This window comes from Idiomarina sp., assembly GCF_048265525.1.
GTDB lineage: Bacteria > Pseudomonadota > Gammaproteobacteria > Enterobacterales > Alteromonadaceae > Idiomarina.
Genome location: NZ_JBLXBI010000004.1, coordinates 254,438 through 273,153, shown reverse-complemented (window position 1 = coordinate 273,153; position 18,716 = coordinate 254,438). Strand labels below are relative to the sequence as shown.

The following is an 18,716-nucleotide window of genomic DNA, read 5'->3' as shown; positions in this document are numbered from 1 at the left end:
ATAAAATTCGCAACAATTAAAGAACAACAAGGAATTATTTATGACAACCCAAAATCTTTCATTCGCACAACAAGTTAAAGAATTACAAAAGCAATGGGACACCGACCCACGCTGGAAAGGCGTTGAGCGCCCCTACAGTGCCGAAGACGTGGTACGCCTGCGTGGTAGCGTGCAGCCAGAATATACCTACGCCCGCAACGGCGCTGATAAACTGTGGCAGCTCATTCATGGCAAAGCACAGGAAAAATTTGGCAAAGACTATGTGAACGCGCTGGGTGCTTTAACCGGTGGTCAGGCCGTGCAGCAAGTTAAAGCGGGTCTGCAGGCCATTTACCTTTCCGGCTGGCAGGTGGCGGCTGACAACAACTCGGCCTGCAGCATGTACCCGGATCAGTCGTTATATCCGGTCGACTCAGTACCGACGGTGGTTGAGCGCATTAACAACTCCTTTGCCCGTGCTGATCAGATACAGTGGTCAAAAGGCGTTACGCCGGAAGACGACAATTACGTAGACTACTTCGCACCTATTGTTGCCGACGCGGAAGCCGGTTTTGGTGGCGTACTCAACGCTTACGAGCTGATGAAGCGCATGATCCAGTCCGGGGCTGCCGGTGTGCATTTTGAAGACCAGCTGGCTTCAGTGAAAAAATGCGGCCACATGGGTGGCAAAGTACTGGTACCAACACAGGAAGCGGTACAGAAGCTTTCAGCCGCACGTTTAGCTGCCGACGTAGCCGGTACACCAACACTGATTGTGGCCCGTACTGACGCTAACGCCGCCGATCTACTAACTTCTGACTTTGACCCGAACGATAAGCCGTTCATTACTGGTGAACGCACTGCCGAAGGCTTCTATCGCGTGAAGCCAGGCATTGAACAAGCTATTTCACGCGGTTTAGCTTACGCTCCGTTTGCCGACCTCATTTGGTGTGAAACCGCTAAGCCCGATTTAGACGAAGCTCGTCAGTTTGCAGAAGCCGTTCATGCCAGATACCCCGGCAAACTGCTGGCCTATAACTGTTCACCGTCGTTTAACTGGAAACGTAACCTGGACGACGAAACCATTGCTAAGTTCCAGCGCGAGCTGGCCGCAATGGGTTACAAATTCCAGTTTATTACCTTGGCCGGTGTGCACAATATGTGGTACCACATGTTTGAACTGGCCCACGACTATGCGCGCAACGACATGTCAGCTTACGTTAAACTGCAACAGCAGGAGTTTGAAGCGGCCGACAAAGGCTATACCTTTGTGGCGCACCAGCAGGAAGTAGGTACAGGCTACTTTGACGAGCTGACCAACGTTATTCAGGGTGGGCTATCCTCAGTCACCGCACTGAAAGGCTCAACCGAGGAAGACCAGTTTAAAACCTCCGCGTAAAGCGCAAATCGGCATCATAAGGAAAGACATCCGTAAGCTCACCCTTGCGGATGTTTTTTTGTACGCGACACCAGTACGCCGGGTCAATCAATTCAGGATGACGCTTCAATAGTTTGTCGCGGTATTTCGCCTGCGGCACCGCAAATTGCGCCAGCTGCTGCGGGAACACATCGTCCGGAGCAATAGAAACTTCCCAGTCGTTATCCGGTAAGCGTCGGAAGCTCATGTCGGTTAAGTACCGCACTTCGTCGTAGTCATAGAACACCACGCGTTTATGGCGTGTGACACCAAAGTTTTTCAGCAACATGTCACCGGGGAAAATATTCGCCGCCATCATTTCTTTTAAGGCCCGGCCGTAGTCGTCCATCGCCGCATCTACTTCTTCGTCATTGGCGTATTCTAAGTACAAATTCAGCGGCGTCATTCGGCGCTCAACAAACAACTGGTGAATCACCAGAGTCTCACCCTCTATCGAAATAGAATTAGCAATGGTTTGCTTAAATTCTTCCAGCAAGTCGGCGGATATACGTTTAAGCGGCAATGCCACATCGACAAACTCCAGAGTATCGGCCATACGCCCCACCCGATCGTGCCGCTTAACCATGCGGTAACGGTCAATAACTGTCTGCCGGCCAAACTCCTTGGTGCCGCCCAACCGGTCTTTGATGACTTTAAACACATAAGGAAAAGACGGCAGCGTAAACACCGTCATGACCATGCCTTTAACACCGGGGGCAGCAGACAGCTGATCGTCTGTGCGGCGCAAGTGATGCAAGAACTCTCGGTAGAATTCGGTTTTGCCCTGCTTATGAAAACCCACCGACGAGTAAAGCTCAGCCAGAGTTTTGTGTGGCATCAAGTCCTTTAAAAACCGCACCAAAGCAGAAGGCGCCTCTGTTTCAACCATAAAATACGAACGGGCAAAGCCAAAAATGGTCGCCATGCGATCCGACCGGGTGATAAAGGCATCTACATAGAGCTTGCCCTGGGAATTAATCAGCACCGGTACAATAAAAGGGTAATGGTTATTCTCAGTTACCACCCGGCCGACAATATACGCGGCTTTATTGCGGTAAAACGGGGATTTCAAAACATCTATGCGCAGGTTGTGGGCTTCAATATCCGTTTCTGTTGCACGCTCAAAGAACTTATCGCGCAGCTGTTCAATATCATTTTCAAAGCTTTCAAATTCCCCCCCCAGGCCAATATCCTCAAACACCCGAGTCAGTGTTCCCTCCAGTCCGTCAACCACCGGAAAGTAAGAGTGGCATTCGTTTTCCACCGGCACCGGAATGTGGTGCGCCAGCACGGTTTCGACAAAAATATAGTCATTATTAAAGTAGGCCCGGTCGAAAACCCGACAAAACACCGAGTTGTAAAAGGTCTCTGCAAGCTCCGCCTGAGGGTGAAACTTCAGCAGTTGTTGGTAACGCTGCCGGGTTGCCCGCCACAGGTTTTCATCAAGCTCATTCCCCACACGCCGCTCGACTTTTTTCGCCGTTGTACCCACCTGATGGTCGTAATAATGAATACGCTCTGAGGCTGCCGACACAACTGCGGTCCAGTCACGCTGCAAGAAGCGTTCACGTGCGCCCTGAGTCAGCGATTGAAAACGCCGGTAGTGGCTATGAAAGCCATCCAGAATACTTTTTGCCAAGGTCTCGGGGCTAATTGTCATGGTCTTTCATCCGCTAAACCGGTCACAACGACTCTCTACTTGAATCAAGTTAATCATCAATAATGACAGAAACAAGACTGGCGTTATACATTCACCCTATTTATAATCCCGATAGATTTTTTATATTCCACTTATTCTGGATAGTTATGAACACCATCAAAGACATTGATCTGAACCTGCTGGTTTACTTAGATGTCCTGCTGCGGGAAAAAAACGTTACCCGGGCAGCAGCACAGTTAAATATCACTCAGCCAGCCATGAGTAACGGCCTGAAGCGTTTACGCAACCTGCTGAACGACCCTATTTTAGTGCGCACCAGCGAAGGCATGGTGCCTACTCAGCGTGCGCTGGACATGCAGGAAGCGTTACGCGGCGTATTATATTCGGTTGAGGAGATGATTCAGCCGGTGCGTGAGTTTGATGCGCCCACCAGTGACCAGGTATTTCGTATTATGGCGTCCGACTATGCCGCCTCGACACTCATGCCGAAACTGCTGGAAAAGCTCGATGAACAGGCACCTCACGTATCACTGGACATTATGACCCCCAGCGATATCAGCTTTCACGACGTTGAGAACGGCAAGGTGGATTTAGCCATTAACCGCTTTGAACAGTTACCACAGTCGTTTCATCAAAAGAATTTATGGAGCGACGAGTTTTCCTGCCTTATTCGCAAAGATCACCCATTGCTGGAAGACTACACGCTGGAAAATTACTTAAAGGCTCAGCACGTCTGGGTGAGTAAAACTGGCTTTGGTGTGGGCGTGGGGATGGACCCGCACGACGTACAAAAACTCGGCTGGGTAGATGACGCTTTAGATAAACTGGGCAAACGCAGGAAAATTAAAGTGTTTACCCGTAATTATCATGTGGCTATGTATCTGGCACGTCAGGGGCTGGTTGCTACCTTGCCAACACGGGCAGCGGAACTGTATTCACAAGACAGTCAGTTAGTTATGAAAGCTCCGCCGTTCGAAATACCGGGGTTAACTCTGACCATGATCTGGTCACCGCTACTGCAGCACGATGCAGGCCACCGCTGGTTCCGACAAGTAGTCGCCGAAACCGCGGCAGCATCTTAGTTTCTATAAAGGCTTATTCTTCCCAGAAAAAGTCTTTCCGCTTAAGTGGCTCCGGCAACAAGCGATCCATGGTGGTGGCGTCATAGAGTACGCCATTAACCATGGTGTGAGTCACTTTATCGGTATCACGGATGTTCTCCAGCGGGTTGCCATCAATAACGATAATATCCGCCAGTTTACCTTCTTCCAGAGAGCCTAACGCGTGGTCCATACCGAAAACCCGCGCCGGATCAATGGTCGCCGTACGTAAGGCTTCCAAAGGTTCCATGCCGCCCTGAGCCATCATCCAGATTTCCCAGTGCTGCGCTAAACCTTCACGCTGACCATGAGCACCGGCGAGAACTTCAACCCCCAGGTCCTGCAACTCAGTTGCCACTTCCGCATTATTAAAGTGGTTGTAATGGTTATGCGGCGCTTTTTCACGACGCATGGACTTACCCACTAAAAAGTCCATAGGGACATACTGAGTCAGCTTGGGATGCTTCCATACATCGGTTTCCGCATACCAATAGTTCTCACCCCAAATACCACCATAAGCCACACCCAGGGTTGGCGTATAAGCTACGTCACTTTGCTGCCATAACTGACGAATATCATCATAGATATTGGCAACTGGTAGCGAGTGCTCAACCGTGGTGTGCCCGTCCATGATCATGGTTAAATTGTGCTGCAACAAAGAGCCACCTTCCGGCACCACCATCATTTCCAGTTCACGTCCTGCTTCAACCACTTGTTGACGCTGGTTACGACGTGGCTGGTTATAACTTTTCACAGAAAACGCACCCACTTTCTTCAGGCGCTCTAAATGAAACTTAGCATCTTCTAAGCTATCCACATGCGAGGTGTAACCCGGACCATTGGCACCGTATAAAATAGTACCTGTTGAAAACAGTCGTGGTGCTGCAATTCTGCCCGCTTTCTGCAGCTCTGAAGCCGCAAAGAACTCGGTCGTATCGTTAGACGGATCGTGAATTGAAGTCACACCAAATGCCAGATTCGCGTACTGCCCCCAGTTCTGCTGTGGGATAATTTCCGCCTGGCCCTGACCACCGTGCGCGTGAGCATCGAATAACCCCGGCATGACGGTCTTACCGCTGGTATCAATCACTTCAGCACCAGCTGGCACATCAATGTCAGCTTCAGGACCAACCGCAACAATCTTATTATTGCGCACTACCACAGTACCCTGCTCATAAACGGTATCGCCATTCATGGTAATGACCTGCCCACCGACAAAGGCAACGGTTGTATCCGGTACCATAGCGTCCTGTTCAAAACCAATGTTCTGGCCATTTTCTACTTTCAGGGTTTCGCTGTCGGTTTCAGCATTAAAAGCTTCAGCTACCGATGTATGGTAAAGCTCCGGTCCCAGTGTCCAGTAAATCTGATCACTGTTTGCGGTCCAGGATAAGTTTTCACCGGCACGAACGGAAAGTTGATGCACCGGCATTTGTTTATCACCCGGTCCCACGTTGATAACGCTGCCGCGCTCAACTAAAGGCGTAACAAACACTTTAAAACGTTCCGCAAAAGCCAGTTGCTTACCATCCGGAGACACACGAAATTCAGTGGCTAATTCCGACTGATACAACTCGCGTTGCTCCAGCGTACGCAAATCGATAACACTCAAGGTTGGCTTAGCGCCCGGTGTCATCAGGTAAACCCGGTCATTCCGTGCGCCGTATTGCGGTAAATTCCCGCTTTCGGCAATTTGCTCTGGCTCTGCATTGGCGGACACCGCAACGCGATAAATTCCGTTTTCCAGACCAAACTTATCGGAAATTAAGTAACCCCCACGTATTTTGCGGTAGACCACGTGCTTGCCGTCCGGGGAGAACGTGGGTTCTACAAAGTTACCCTGTCCGGTATTCAGCACCTGCTCATTACCAGAGCTAATATCCCGAACAATAACCTTTGCCTGCGCTTCGTCGTTCCAGCGGACAAATACTACGCTTTCTCCGTCGCGCGAGTATTGCGGGTACAGCTCAAAGTCTTCACTGCTGGTTAAACGCTGCGGTTCTCCATTGGGCAAAGAACGCTGATACAAGCTACCCAAAGCTTCATAAATAACCGCGTCACCCTGCGGCGACACTTGCGCCATACGCAACATTTTTACGTCAAATTCGTCCGCTTCAACGTTTTGCTTAAAGCGCAAGGCGTGCTGTACTTTCTTCTCAGTTTCAACTTTAAACGGAATAATGCGCGCGTTGCCGTCATCAATGTTCAGCTTCTGAATGTGACCGCCAGCCCAGAAAACTAATTGCTTCGAATCCGGTGTCCAGTCCATGGTCGGGTAAACACCGTGAATGGCCCAGGTTTCCTGCATGTCGCGTTCCATCTTCCCGTAAACCCGCTTGTGTTCGCCGGTCTTCAGGTCCAGCACATACAGCACGCTGTCAAAGTCTTCACGCTTAATGTAGGCCAGATAACGCCCGTCGGGTGACGGTGTCGGACGAATTGCCCCACCGGCACCACTTATCAGAGTTTCAATTTCACCGCTCTCGCGCTCAAAGCGCTTAATGGTGTAAATGCCTTCCAGCGAGTCTTTGCTGTAGTGGAAGGTTTTTCCCGGAGTATCGTCCTGGGAAAAATAGATGTATTTGCCGTCCGGTGAAAACGCCGGTTCGCCCAGGTCTTTCTGGTCGTTAGGACGTTCCGTTAACTGCACGCCCGAACCACCACTGCGGTGGTACATCCAGACTTCACCTGCACCTAAAGAACGGCTGGCGGTATAATGCTTACGCGCAACCAGAAATTCGCTGTCAGGACTCCAGGCCGGGCTGTTTAATAAACGGAAAGTTTCTTCGGTAACTGCACGCACGTTGCTGCCATCTGCATCCATCACCCATATATTATCGCCACCGCCCTGATCTGAGGTAAAGGCAATGTAGCGTCCATTTGGCGAGTAAACCGGCTGCATATGCCAGGCTATACCGCCCACAAGTTTTTCAGCGTCTCCGCCGCCAAACGGCATGCGATAAATATCACCCAGTAAATCAAATACGATGTACTCACCGTCCGGGCTGACATCCACATTCATCCAGGTACCGGAGTTAACCGATATATTAATGTCTTTAAATTCTCCCTGCGGGCTACTGACATCCCAGCCCTGAGTTTGTTCTTCTGCCATGCTCACCGGTGCAAAGCTCAAAAGAGATGCAACCGCTAAGGTTAGTGTTGTTCTTTTCATGGTATAGCCTCATTAAAAATGTCTTACCTTTGTAAGGAGTTAAGATCCAAATGTCCAGTCGCTAACGTTAAATGGTGAGGAAAGGTCGATTAATGGACATTAAAAGTCAGTGGGTTATAGTGAGAAAATATTCAGACAACCGGATTGAATATGAACGATGCCTTAGAAAACATCCTCCTCGACGTCTCTAAATCGCCCGATATTGACGGTGGCGACTTAGAGAAAGCGTCTGAGCTTATATTAGCTTCAGCACTGAAGGGGTTGGATATTACCCGGGTTAGTATTTGGTTATTGCAGCCAGATAAGCAAGCCATGACCGCCGCCAAGCTCATTGACGAAAAGTCGCCAAATGCCGAAGTTCCGACATTGTATAAAAACCAGTTACCTTCCTACTTTCAGGCATTAGAATCCGAACGCACCATTATTGCTAACGATGCCCGCTGTCACCCTGCAACTATCGAATTAAATGACGGTTATCTACAAGAAACCGGTGTTTACGGCCTGCTTGATGTTCCTTTGCGTCATAAAGGCGAAATGATAGGCGTGATGTGCTGTGAAAGCCGCAAAGAAAATCGCATCTGGACATCGGCTGAAGTTGCTTTTGTCGGTATGCTGGCAGACATTTACGGTCGTGCTGTTAGTGCCGCTGAACGAGAGAGGTTTGAAGCCCTGCTCATTCAACAAAATGAACAGTTGGAAAGCATGGTAGAAGAACGTACTCAATCTCTGACCAAAGCACTGGATAATTTTAAACAGGCTCAGGAAAGGTTAATTGAAACGGAAAAAATGGCAGCATTGGGTAAATTAGTTGCTGGTGTTGCTCATGAGGTAAATACTCCGCTGGGCGTTTCCGTAACCGCTGTAACCCATTGTGAACACAGGTTGAAAAAACTGGATCAGAGTTTTACTGATGGTTCCATTTCACGAAAACATCTGCATACCTTCATCGACAATACTTTTGAAGCTTATCAGCTACTAAGCAGCAACCTTGAACGCGCCGCTACCCTAATTCAGAACTTTAAGAAAACGGCTGTGGACCAGTCCAGTTTTGAGCTGGTGAAATGCCAGCTCACAGATTATTTACACGCCTTAGTCTTGAGCCTGAACCCTATGGTGAAAAAGAAAAAAGTCACCATCAGTATTCACTGCAATGAAGATATTGTCCTGAATACCTATCAGGGGGCGTTGGCACAAATTGTGACTAACCTGGTCAGTAATACCAACGACCACGCCTTTGCCGAGCCTGACGAAAACCATCAAATTGAAATTCTGACTACAGAGGAAGATAACGGCGTACGCTTTTCTTTTCGTGACAACGGCAAAGGCATGGACAGCGAAACCATGAAAAATATTTTTGAACCCTTTTTCACCACGTCTCGTCAGACTGGCGGCTCCGGATTGGGCTTATCTATTGTTTATAATTTAGTAACACGGAAACTCAAAGGTCAGATTTCTGTCCAATCAACGCCTGGCGAAGGCACCGAATTTTCTTTTTTCTTACCTAATTTACCTAAATAGGATGTTGTATGCTTAAAGCTCTGCAAAACTTTTTTCAAAACAATACTGCCGCTGAACAGGCCAGCCTGGATAAGGCGGATGGTATGACAGACAATGCATTCCTTTCACTGGTATTAATGACAGAAATTAGTCTTGCCGACGGTACGTTGTCAGACGAAGAACGCCAGCATCTTTTACATGAGCTTGAGCACGAATATGACATTAAGGGTGAACAAGCAGAAAACGCTATTAAAAAGGCCGTAAAAACAGTAAAAGAAGCCGCATCACTGTACGAATTTACCGCTCAGCTAAAAGCACTAGCCTACGAAAAGCGCGTTGAATTACTGGAAAGTTTATGGGTTGTTGCCTACGCTGATGGTGAGCTTGATCCTTATGAAGAAAGCATGCTGCGCAAGCTGGCAGACCTGCTCTACATTGGTCACGCAGACTATATTCGAACCAAATTAAATGTCATGGACTCGTGAATGCATCTTTCATCAACGTTAGTGGCTTCTGCTCTACTAAGCTTTACCTTTGCTGCGGTAAGTCCTGCCGAAGAAGTGGGGATGGCCACCGGCTACCCACCCTTTCAATTTACTCAAGACAGCGATAGTGTTGGCTTTGACGTTGATGTTACTCGTGCTGTGTATGACTATCTGGGACAAGACTTCAATCTTTATCAGTACGACTGGGATAATGTCGTCAGTTTACTTCGTTATGGTGAACTCGATGTTGCTATAGGCATGGAACAAACGGCTGCGCGGCAGTCGTTTTTCGATTTTAGCCAACCTTATTATCACCGCCTGGCCACTTTGTTTGTATTAGATCAGGACAGTAGCCCTGAATCCATTCGAGGGCTTGTCGGTAAACGCATTAGCGGTGATCGCCATTCGGTACTTGAAGAGCACCTGGAAAAACTAGGGCTAAATAACGCCATTAGAATTCAGCAGGCCGACTCAAAAAAAGAAGCCATGGAACAGTTGGGCGTGGGCGAAGTAGAAGCCGTTATTATGCCGGAACGGGTGGGCTTATACCTGGCTGAAACAATGGATTTAAATATACGAATTCTCTGGCAACCGGAAATTAGAGTCCCTGTTAGTTTCGCAGTGAAAAAAGGCGACTCCGAGCGTCTGACACAACTCAATAAAGCATTAACTCACCTTGAAAAAAGTGGAAAACTTGATGAAATACGCCAGCGCTGGAATGTCCAGCACTGGATTATAACTCAAGATTAATGGCCGCTTTCTCTCGCAGCTTCCATTTCTGTTTCCAGACGAGCAGCTTCATCCGCACGCGGTTTGGTAAAGCGTGCCAGCCATAAATAAAGCACAGGTGTCAGGTAAAGCGTAAACAGTGTTGCCAACCCTAGACCACCGAACACAACCCAACCAATTGAGTTACGCGCTTCAGCACCCGCACCAGAAGACAGAATAAGCGGCAGGCCACCCAGAACCGTGGATACCAGTGTCATCATAATAGGCCGTAAACGTATCAATGAAGCTTCTTCTATTGCTTCACGAACCGCAAGTCCCCGGTCACGCAGCTGGTCAGCAAACTCAACCAGCAATACAGAGTTTTTCGCGAGCAGACCAATCAGCATCACCAATCCAATTTGCGAATAAATGTTCATGGAGGTGCCGGTCAGGAATAAGGCGTAAATAGCTGCCGCAATACCAAAAGGCACGGTCAGCATAACAACCACCGCACTGTTTAATGACTCAAACTGAGCCGCCAGTACCAGCAGAACAATCAGGAAGGCCAGAATATAAGTCATGGCAATTTCCTGTGAGGTGTCCTCAAATGTTGCAGCTTCGCCTAAAAAGACCAGCCCCATGCTGCCCGGCAAGACTTCTTCGGCAATAGCACGCAACTGCTCTACAGCTTCCGACATCGGCAAGCCTTCAGGTAACTGCGCGTCAATTTCTATCGCCCGCCGCTGAGCCTGACGTTCCAGTTCCGCAGACACACCCTCTTCAATAATTTCTGAAACGCTGGAAATGGGGACTAAGTCGCCGCTACTGGATGACACGTAAAGGTTCTGCATGTCCTGTGGCGACTGAATTAAATTATTACGGGTGCGCAGCATAACCGGAATTTGCTGATCTCCCACGTTTAAGTCAGCGACATCATCACCATTAATAGCAGCACGTAACGTAGAGGATATATCATTTAAGGAAACCCCAAGCTCCGAAGCCCGGCGACGATCTATCTTCACCCGCAATTGCGGCTGAGTGGGCTGGTAAGACACATTAGGGTCGCCTAAATCAGGCATGCGCTCTTTTACTATGGCAGTAAATTCTCGCGCCACTTTATAAATATCGTCATAGTTTTCGCCGGTAATAGCCATTTCCAGGCCACCGCCCTGACCTCTTAAATTCAGGCTGTTATCACCAAAAGCACGCCCCGGTGCGCCCGGCACTCTGCTTAACGGCTCCCGAATATTATTAATAATTTCCTGCTGACTAATATCCCGCTCTTCCCAGGGTTTCAAATTAGCTGTAATGAAAACTAGGTTAGGGTCCCACTGACCAACAACAGTATAAATCGACTCTATATCACCGCTTTCTTTATATTCCAGCAGCACTTCTTCCAGCTTACGAGCCTGACGGTCCATAAACTTAAGGCCAACACCGTCAGGTCCGCGCGAGAATACCCGAACCGCCCCGCGGTCTTCATTGGGCATAAGTTCGCTGTCAATTTCATTATAAAGCAGCGCACCACCGCCAGCAGACAGCAAAGACAGCACCACCACAACCCAGCTGAAATCCAGTGCTTTATGCAGCGTTCGTTTATAAAACCGTTTAAAGCTATTACCAATGCCTGCAAACCGGTTATTTTGCCCGGCCGATTTAGGCAAACGAGCGGTAAAGGCCGGAACCAGAGACAAGGCAACAAAAGAAGAAATGACCACTGCCGCCGCAAGCACACCGCCAAACTCGCGGAATAAACGCCCGGCTGTTGAAGGTAAAAACGCAATAGGAACGAAAACCGCAACCAACACCGCCGTCGTTGCCACTACCGCAAAAAACACCTCGCGTGTCGCTAATACCGCTGCTGCACGGCTGCCAAGCCCCATGCTGCGGCGTCGTTGAATATTCTCAGTAACAACAATGGCATCATCCACTATCAGACCGGTTGCCAATACCAGCGCCAGCAAGGTCAGAATGTTAATGGAAAAGCCCATCAGCCAAATAGCCGCGATAGCGCCGAACAACGCAACCGGAATGGAGAACGCAGGAATAATAGTCGCGCGGAATGAACCAATGAAGACCCATAGGGTAGCCACAACCAGAACAATAGTAATGGCAAGGGTCGTCACCACTTCAGCTACCGAGGTACGAATAAACTGAGCATCATCATTCGTGATGCGCATTTCCATATCAGGAAAACGCTCGCGCAGGCGTTCGAGTACCGCTAACGCCTGATCAGAAATTTCGATGGTATTAGAGCCCGCCTGACGTATTACCCCCAAACCGACAACGGGTTTACCGTCAAGGCGAACAAAACTACCGGCATCAGCCGGTGCAAAATAAGCCTGAGCGACATCACCAATACGCGTGTCGTCACGGACAATTATGTTCTCAACTTGATCTTCGGTAATAGCTGTCGCATCAGCTCGTATAATTAATCGCTGGTCGGTCGAACGTAAACTACCGGCCGGCACGTCAAAAGGTGCCAACCGCAACGCATCGGCTACATCTGTTACCGATAAACCAAAGCTCACAAGCTTAAGGGGGTCAAGATCCACCCGCAGTACGCGTTCCCGGTCGCCATTCAGGCGCACATCGGCAACACCATTTATAGCCAAAAATGCCGGCGACAAGTCGGTTTCCAGGCGACGCGTGAGCTCCTCCTGCGTCAGAGTATCGCTGCTAACCGCAATATCCAGAACCGAGCGCGCGTCACTGTCTGCTTTTTGGACATTAATTTGTTCGACATCGTCGGGTAGTTCGCGACGCACCTGGTTGACCGCTTCACGGACTTCTGCCGCAACCACGTCTAAATCAATTCCGGGGCGGAATTCGATAGAAATACGTGCGCTGTTTTCTTCACTCGAAGACTGTATGGACTCCACACCCGAAACACGAGCCGCCGCGCCTTCCAAAATGCTGGTGACCTCGGCGTCCACCGTTTCTGGAGCGCCCCCCGGAAGTGTCGCACTCACACCAACAACAGGCCTGTCGACATCCGGCAGTTCACGTACTTCAACCCCCATGAGCGCGGCCAGGCCGGCTATGGCAATAAGAACATTGAGAACAACAATCAGTACCGGACGGCGAATGGAGATCGAAGGTAAGTCGTTCGCATCCTGCTGGTTATTCAGTTGCTGATCTGACATTATTCAACCGCCTCTTGCGTATCGAGGGTGGCTCTGTCAAAGGTTACTGGTTGGCCTTCTCGCAAGCTTTGAACACCTTCAACTATCAATATATCATCACGTTGAATATCGCCTGAAACTAACACACGGCCTGCCAGACGTTGCTCTATTTGCACATCAATCCGATGCGCTTTGTCATCTTCAATAACCCAGACGAAAGGATTGTTAACTCCCCAGGATAAAGCTGCTTCGGGTATTGAAGCAAACTCTTCACCGGCAAGTTCTATAGCCGTTCTGAAACTGGTTCCCGGAAGGAAATCGTCGCTGTCATTATTAATTTCAGCACGGGCTCTGTACATACGGGTGGTGGCGTTAATACGAGAATCCAGTTCAATAATCTCGGCGGTTACCGGCGTGCCCGAATAGCGCCAAGGCTCTACTTTAAGTTCTGCTCCGTCCTGCAACAGGGAAACCGCTGCTTCAGGAATACGAAAATCAATTAATAAGGTTGAACGGTCATCTAAGGTTGCGATAGCCGTTTGTTGATCAATGCGGTCACCAACTTCAACGTCAGTAATACCAATAATTCCGGAGAACGGTGCGCGAATAAAACGGTCTTCCAGTTCAATTTTAGCGTTATCCAGTTCTACCCGGGCTAAATCTCTTAATAAAATAGCGTTGTCTAGCTCCGACTGGGGCACAGCCCCCTGTTCACGGCTGGTTCGTAAACGTTCTACCGTACGCTCTGCATCGCGCAGGTTAATTTGTGCTTGTTCTACAGCCACTTGCTGACGACGGGCATCCAGCTCGACCAATAACTCGTCTTTCTCAACTTTGTCGCCAGGCTTAAAATTTACCGCAACGACTCTGTCGCCAACAGCAGGATAAATGGTAATGGAGCGCACAGCTTCAGCCGTACCAACTGCTTCTACCCGGTTACGCTCACGCTCAAAAGTAACTTGTTGCGCTAAAACCAGCGCTTCGCGCGATCCAAATTGTTGTGCCTGGCTCGTTTCACTTTGTAGCGAGAACAAAAACACTAAGGTAATGAGTAAAAACTTCATAACGGTCAAATGGAGCTCCAAAAAAACTGCAGCCACGTAGGCTGCAGTTATTACTAGTCAATTTGCGGTTAAGCAATGTTGCGAAAATTACTCTTTAATCGCAAAGCTGCCTTGCATAATTGCTGAGTGGCCAGGAAAGGTGCAAAAGAATTTATAATCGGTATCTGCACTCATGCCTTCTGTAGAAAACGTCACCGACGTTTCTTCACCACCACCAATAACGTCGGTTGCAGCAATTACAGCATCAGAATCTGGTACATAGTTGTTATCTATACCCGCTGACATTCCTTCTTGTACAACAGACTGCATGTCACCAGCTTCACTCAGTACCCAGTTATGACCCATGACCTTTTTATCCAGTTTACCTGAATGATGTAAGGTTACAGTTACTTCGTCACAGCTAGCCGATACGGACATCTCTTTTGTATCAAATCTCATGTTGTCATTGCTATCTATCTTGAGCTCACATTCGTTCGCCTGCGCGGCGTTTGCGACAAACAACATAGAGCCTAGTAGTGCGGAAATTATGTAACGCATTGCAATACCTCTTCGGTTAGTATGAAATGATTCCTTTCTTATATACGTGATATCTCGCATTGAGATTACTTTAACGAGAATTTATATGACGAAACGTCCTTTTTCGCCGCAATCACTCCTTGCTCAGGGTGGTAGTCACTCTGACAACGAAAATGGAGTAATTATCCCTCCAGTATACACATCAACGACTTATCTGCGTGATGACGACAATCAATATCGTAGCGGGCGGGTGTACTCAAGGGCTGACAATCCCACTTATCGCCCCGCAGAAAAGCTGTTGGCAGAGTTAGAAAATGCGGCAGATGCTCGCCTTTTCGCCTCGGGCATGGCCGCCGCTACCGCTGTTTTTCAGGCCTTAAAACCAGGCGACTCGGTCATAGCTCCCAAGGTTATGTACTGGGCTTTGCGCAAATGGCTACAAACTTTTGGCGTCGATAGCGGACTGGATGTTCGGTTTGTGGATACCACGAATTTAAATGAAATACGCGACGCTATTGCTGAAAGAAAGCCTACGCTTATTTGGCTGGAAACGCCGGGTAACCCTTTGTGGACAGTGACTGATATTGCCGCCGTAGCTGATATGGCTCGCAATTGCAGTGCTCTGCTTGCTGTCGATTCCACAGTAGCAACACCACTGCTGACCAAGCCATTAGATCTTGGCGCCGATATTGTTATGCACTCCGCCACCAAATACCTAAACGGCCACTCCGATGTGATTTCCGGCGCACTGGCGGCTCGTGAAGATAATGAGTTCTGGCAACGCTTAGTGGCTATTCGTGCCCAGTCCGGAGCCGTGCCGGGGCCACAGGACGCAGCACAACTCTTGCGTGGCATGCGCACGCTGTTTTTACGGGTCAGGGAAAGTTGCCAAAGTGCGTTATATATTGCCGAGCAACTGGAGCAGCACCCACAGGTTATTGAAGTATTGTATCCCGGCCTGAAAAGCTTTGTCGGTCATGAAATAGCAGTTAAGCAAATGCAAGGCGGTTTCGGCGGTATGCTGTCTATTCGTTTAGCCGGTGGCGAAAAAGCCGCGATTGCGGTTGCAGCCAAAACTCAGCTATGGCACCGCGCTACGTCATTAGGTGGCGTGGAAAGTCTGATTGAGCATCGCGCCAGCATTGAAGGACCAGACACACCGGTACCGCTGGATTTATTGCGTTTATCGGTAGGCATTGAAAACGCCGAGGACCTGCTGAGCGATTTACAGCAGGCCATCGACTTAGCGCATTCTTAAATACTTACGCGCTTGTAGAAGCGATATTCCGGTTTCCAGAAATTGTTGTCGATGCGCTCACGCAGCGTGTCGTCATCAATTTCCAGCGCTAAACCTTCCTGTTGAGCCACTTTACCCACAGCAAAAGCAATATCTTTGCTTAACTGAGTTAAGTCATTAAAGGCTGGCAACAAGGCTTCACCTTTACCATTAGCGCTGGGCGACGCATTAGCCAGTGTCTTACTCGCTACACGCAACATTTCATCACTAACACGTTCGGATTTAACCGCTAACACCCCAAGACCAATGCCCGGGAAGATATAGCTGTTGTTGCACTGCGCTATCGGATATATACGGCCATCATATTCTACTTCACCAAAAGGGCTTCCGGTTGCCACAATAGCCCGACCTTCACTCCATTTCAGGACATCCGTAGGGTGCGCTTCCACATGTTTGGAGGGGTTGCTCAGTGGAAAAATAATAGGTCGCTCGACATTTTTTGCCATGGTCGAAATAACTTGTTCGGTAAATAGCCCGGCCTGGCCAGACACACCAATTAAAATGTCAGGCTCTGCACAATGCATAACGTCCAGCAGCGACGGATAATCACCACTGTATTCCCAGGCGTTTAAATCGCTGGTTTTCTGTGCCAGAGCCTGTTGGAAGTCACGCAAACCGCCCATGGTATCCATAACCAGGCCAAAGCGATCCACCATAAAGATTTGTCTCTTCGCCTGCTCTTCCGTTAAGCCTTCAGCGGTCATCTGAATCATAATCTGTTCTGCAATACCGCAGCCCGCAGACCCAGCACCAACAAACACCACCTTCTGTTCGCTAAGCTTTTTACCTTTCTGACGGCAGGCTGCCAGCAAGGTGCCCACCGTCACAGACGCGGTGCCCTGAATATCATCATTAAAACAGCAAACTTCGTCGCGATAACGACGCAATAAAGGCATGGCGTTAGGTTGAGCAAAGTCCTCAAACTGCAGCATCACGCCCGGCCAGCGTCTGGTCACCGCCTTTATAAACTTGTCGAGGAATTCGTCGTACTCGTCCTGCTCAATACGCTTATGGCGGGCTCCCATATACATGGGGTCTTCCAGCAGTTTTTCATTATTGGTACCAACATCCAGCATCACCGGCAGCGTATACGCAGGGCTAATTCCGCCGCAAGCGGTGTACAGCGAGAGCTTTCCAATAGGAATACCCATGCCACCAATACCCTGATCACCTAAGCCCAGAATGCGTTCGCCGTCGGTCACGACAATCACTTTCACTTTCTGCTTCGTAGCATTGCGAAGAATATCGTCTATCTGATCACGTTCAGAATAGGAAATAAACAAACCGCGTGAGCTGCGGTAAATATCTGAGAATTTCTCGCAGGCATCACCCACGGTTGGGGTGTAGATAATCGGCATCATCTCTTCCAGATGATCCGTTAATAAGCGATAAAACAGGGTTTCGTTGTTGTCCTGAATAGCGCGCAGATAAATGTGCTTGTTAATGGGCGTTTCAAAGCTCCGGTACTGCATGTAAGCCCGTTCGGCCTGCTCTTCAATACTCTCATAGCGTGGCGGTAACAAACCCGTCAGGTTAAACGCGGCGCGCTCTTCCTTACTGAAGGCACTGCCCTTATTCAATAAAGGGGTTTCCAACAAATTAGGGCCAGAATACGGAATATAAAGCGGACGCTGCGTCTGCGGCATAACTACAAACTCCTGTAAGCAAAAGTAATACGAATATCATAACATCAACGCCACACCGGTTGCTATTGGGGTAGCCTGACATTTATGTCAGGTGGAGTATCGAGGAAACCGCGAGTGCTGAGGTTATCAGGGGGACAGGCTTTGGTGGCAAAAGGCGATAAAGGAAAGAACTCGTGGCTTGAGGAGTGTCGAAGGCCATGGATGGCCTTCGTCAAGCGTTCATGGATGAACTTGTAGCGTCTCCTCAAGCCACGAGTTCTTTTCTCAGCCGAATTGCCGGCAAAGCCTGTCCCCGGGGCTAGAGCTTCAGGCCCCAGCGGGTGGCGGTGCGTTTGACGGCTTCGACATTTTCGGTGGCGATAATGTGCAATGGCGTGGCATCAAACTGGGCGCTTAAGTCCAGCTGCTGCTTCAGCCAGGCCAGCATAGCTTCGCCGGAATGGATAGTTTTGGCGCCATTGAAGTAAGCTGAAATGCTCTCGGCAATTAGCGGATAATGCGTACAGCCCAGCAGCACCACGTCGGGCTTTTCAAGTTTGCCAAAATAGTGCTTAAAGGTTTCCTGCAGTATCGGGCCGTCGTACAACTCTTCTTCGACAATAGGCACAAACAACGGCGTGGGCATGGCATCCACCTGGTTGTAACCCAAAGCCTGTATCTTTTGCTGGAAAGCACCGGAGTTTATAGTCGAGCGCGTAGCAATAACCAACACCCTGGAGCTGGTATCAATACCCTGCATTTGCTCCAAAGCCATTACACCAGGCTCAAATACGCCGTACACCGGCTTATTGGAAAACTTCTGCATTTGCTCCAGAGCGGTTACACTGACGGTATTGCAGGCCACCACCAGACAATCCACATCGGCTCCGTTAAAAAACTCTACCGCCTCCAGCGCATAGCGCGTAACGGTATTGCTGTCCTTGCTACCGTAAGGCACCCGGGCAGTGTCTCCGTAATACAGCAGCTCGCTGAAACAACCACTTTGTTGCAGCGACCGAGCCACAGTTAAACCACCGACACCGCTATCAAAAACTCCGACTTTCATGTCTA

13 protein-coding genes are annotated in these 18,716 nt (G+C 49.2%); 6 read left to right on the top strand and 7 right to left on the bottom strand.

The window, feature by feature from the left end; all coding sequences use genetic code 11:
* The first annotated feature begins 40 nt into the window (after positions 1-40).
* Positions 41-1,378, top strand: coding sequence for an isocitrate lyase (gene aceA / locus ACN0TF_RS10325; RefSeq protein WP_417441858.1), 1,338 nt, complete (start codon positions 41-43; stop codon positions 1,376-1,378).
* On the opposite strand, the gene aceK is transcribed toward aceA, so the two are convergent.
* Positions 1,362-3,056, bottom strand: a complete 1,695-nt coding sequence (aceK, locus tag ACN0TF_RS10320) for a bifunctional isocitrate dehydrogenase kinase/phosphatase (protein ID WP_417441857.1) — start codon at positions 3,054-3,056, stop codon at positions 1,362-1,364. The two genes, aceA and aceK, sit on opposite strands and share 17 nt — an antisense overlap.
* A gap of 146 nt (positions 3,057-3,202) precedes the next feature.
* Between aceK and ACN0TF_RS10315 the strand changes: the two genes are divergently transcribed.
* Entirely contained in the window at positions 3,203-4,138 is a 936-nt protein-coding gene (locus ACN0TF_RS10315) for a LysR family transcriptional regulator (protein ID WP_417441856.1), read from the top strand.
* A 13-nt stretch (positions 4,139-4,151) separates the two neighbouring features.
* On the opposite strand, the gene ACN0TF_RS10310 is transcribed toward ACN0TF_RS10315, so the two are convergent.
* The gene (locus ACN0TF_RS10310; RefSeq protein WP_417441855.1) at positions 4,152-7,328 is read right to left on the bottom strand and encodes an amidohydrolase family protein; all 3,177 of its coding nucleotides are present in this window, start codon (positions 7,326-7,328) and stop codon (positions 4,152-4,154) included.
* A gap of 150 nt (positions 7,329-7,478) precedes the next feature.
* On the opposite strand from ACN0TF_RS10310, the gene ACN0TF_RS10305 reads away from it, so the two are divergent.
* The 3 genes from ACN0TF_RS10305 to ACN0TF_RS10295 are packed head-to-tail and all read left to right on the top strand — an operon-like array spanning position 7,479 to position 10,060.
* Positions 7,479-8,846, top strand: a complete 1,368-nt coding sequence (locus ACN0TF_RS10305) for a sensor histidine kinase (protein WP_417441854.1) — start codon at positions 7,479-7,481, stop codon at positions 8,844-8,846.
* 8 nt (positions 8,847-8,854) lie between these two features.
* On the top strand, positions 8,855-9,310 hold the full coding sequence (locus ACN0TF_RS10300) for a TerB family tellurite resistance protein (RefSeq protein ID WP_417441853.1): 456 nt from the start codon (positions 8,855-8,857) through the stop codon (positions 9,308-9,310).
* Entirely contained in the window at positions 9,311-10,060 is a 750-nt protein-coding gene (locus ACN0TF_RS10295; RefSeq protein WP_417441852.1) for a transporter substrate-binding domain-containing protein, read from the top strand.
* Here ACN0TF_RS10295 and ACN0TF_RS10290 read toward each other — a convergent pair.
* The 3 genes from ACN0TF_RS10290 to azu all read right to left on the bottom strand — a co-directional run bounded on the left by ACN0TF_RS10290 (position 10,057) and on the right by azu (position 14,744).
* Positions 10,057-13,164: an efflux RND transporter permease subunit gene (locus ACN0TF_RS10290; RefSeq protein ID WP_417441851.1), complete on the bottom strand. Its 3,108-nt coding sequence runs from the start codon at positions 13,162-13,164 to the stop codon at positions 10,057-10,059. The genes ACN0TF_RS10295 and ACN0TF_RS10290 overlap by 4 nt on opposite strands.
* Positions 13,164-14,207, bottom strand: coding sequence for an efflux RND transporter periplasmic adaptor subunit (locus tag ACN0TF_RS10285; protein ID WP_417441850.1), 1,044 nt, complete (start codon positions 14,205-14,207; stop codon positions 13,164-13,166). Before ACN0TF_RS10285 ends, ACN0TF_RS10290 begins: the two co-directional genes overlap by 1 nt.
* An 87-nt stretch (positions 14,208-14,294) precedes the next feature.
* Positions 14,295-14,744: an azurin gene (azu, locus tag ACN0TF_RS10280; protein WP_417441849.1), complete on the bottom strand. Its 450-nt coding sequence runs from the start codon at positions 14,742-14,744 to the stop codon at positions 14,295-14,297.
* Between the two features lie 85 nt (positions 14,745-14,829).
* On the opposite strand from azu, the gene ACN0TF_RS10275 reads away from it, so the two are divergent.
* Positions 14,830-15,981 (top strand): trans-sulfuration enzyme family protein, encoded by a 1,152-nt coding sequence (locus tag ACN0TF_RS10275; protein ID WP_417441848.1) that lies wholly within the window; start codon positions 14,830-14,832, stop codon positions 15,979-15,981.
* On the opposite strand, the gene ACN0TF_RS10270 is transcribed toward ACN0TF_RS10275, so the two are convergent.
* Positions 15,978-17,666: an NAD-dependent malic enzyme gene (locus ACN0TF_RS10270; protein WP_417441847.1), complete on the bottom strand. Its 1,689-nt coding sequence runs from the start codon at positions 17,664-17,666 to the stop codon at positions 15,978-15,980. The genes ACN0TF_RS10275 and ACN0TF_RS10270 overlap by 4 nt on opposite strands.
* Before the next feature lie 298 nt (positions 17,667-17,964).
* A complete protein-coding gene (murI, locus tag ACN0TF_RS10265; protein WP_417441846.1) occupies positions 17,965-18,711 on the bottom strand; it encodes a glutamate racemase in 747 nt (248 codons plus the stop codon).
* Between the last annotated feature and the right edge of the window lie 5 nt (positions 18,712-18,716).

What these genes read in the sequence shown, in the direction of transcription:
- murI (WP_417441846.1), bottom strand. Translation starts at nt 18,711, where the DNA reads ATGAAAGTCGGAGTTTTTGATAGCGGTGTCGGTGGTTTAACTGTGGCT.
- aceA (WP_417441858.1), top strand. Translation starts at nt 41, where the DNA reads ATGACAACCCAAAATCTTTCATTCGCACAACAAGTTAAAGAATTACAA.
- ACN0TF_RS10285 (WP_417441850.1), bottom strand. Translation starts at nt 14,207, where the DNA reads ATGAAGTTTTTACTCATTACCTTAGTGTTTTTGTTCTCGCTACAAAGT.
- ACN0TF_RS10275 (WP_417441848.1), top strand. Translation starts at nt 14,830, where the DNA reads ATGACGAAACGTCCTTTTTCGCCGCAATCACTCCTTGCTCAGGGTGGT.
- ACN0TF_RS10295 (WP_417441852.1), top strand. Translation starts at nt 9,311, where the DNA reads ATGCATCTTTCATCAACGTTAGTGGCTTCTGCTCTACTAAGCTTTACC.
- ACN0TF_RS10315 (WP_417441856.1), top strand. Translation starts at nt 3,203, where the DNA reads ATGAACACCATCAAAGACATTGATCTGAACCTGCTGGTTTACTTAGAT.
- ACN0TF_RS10300 (WP_417441853.1), top strand. Translation starts at nt 8,855, where the DNA reads ATGCTTAAAGCTCTGCAAAACTTTTTTCAAAACAATACTGCCGCTGAA.
- ACN0TF_RS10305 (WP_417441854.1), top strand. Translation starts at nt 7,479, where the DNA reads ATGAACGATGCCTTAGAAAACATCCTCCTCGACGTCTCTAAATCGCCC.
- ACN0TF_RS10310 (WP_417441855.1), bottom strand. Translation starts at nt 7,328, where the DNA reads ATGAAAAGAACAACACTAACCTTAGCGGTTGCATCTCTTTTGAGCTTT.
- ACN0TF_RS10270 (WP_417441847.1), bottom strand. Translation starts at nt 17,666, where the DNA reads ATGCCGCAGACGCAGCGTCCGCTTTATATTCCGTATTCTGGCCCTAAT.
- azu (WP_417441849.1), bottom strand. Translation starts at nt 14,744, where the DNA reads ATGCGTTACATAATTTCCGCACTACTAGGCTCTATGTTGTTTGTCGCA.
- ACN0TF_RS10290 (WP_417441851.1), bottom strand. Translation starts at nt 13,164, where the DNA reads ATGTCAGATCAGCAACTGAATAACCAGCAGGATGCGAACGACTTACCT.
- aceK (WP_417441857.1), bottom strand. Translation starts at nt 3,056, where the DNA reads ATGACAATTAGCCCCGAGACCTTGGCAAAAAGTATTCTGGATGGCTTT.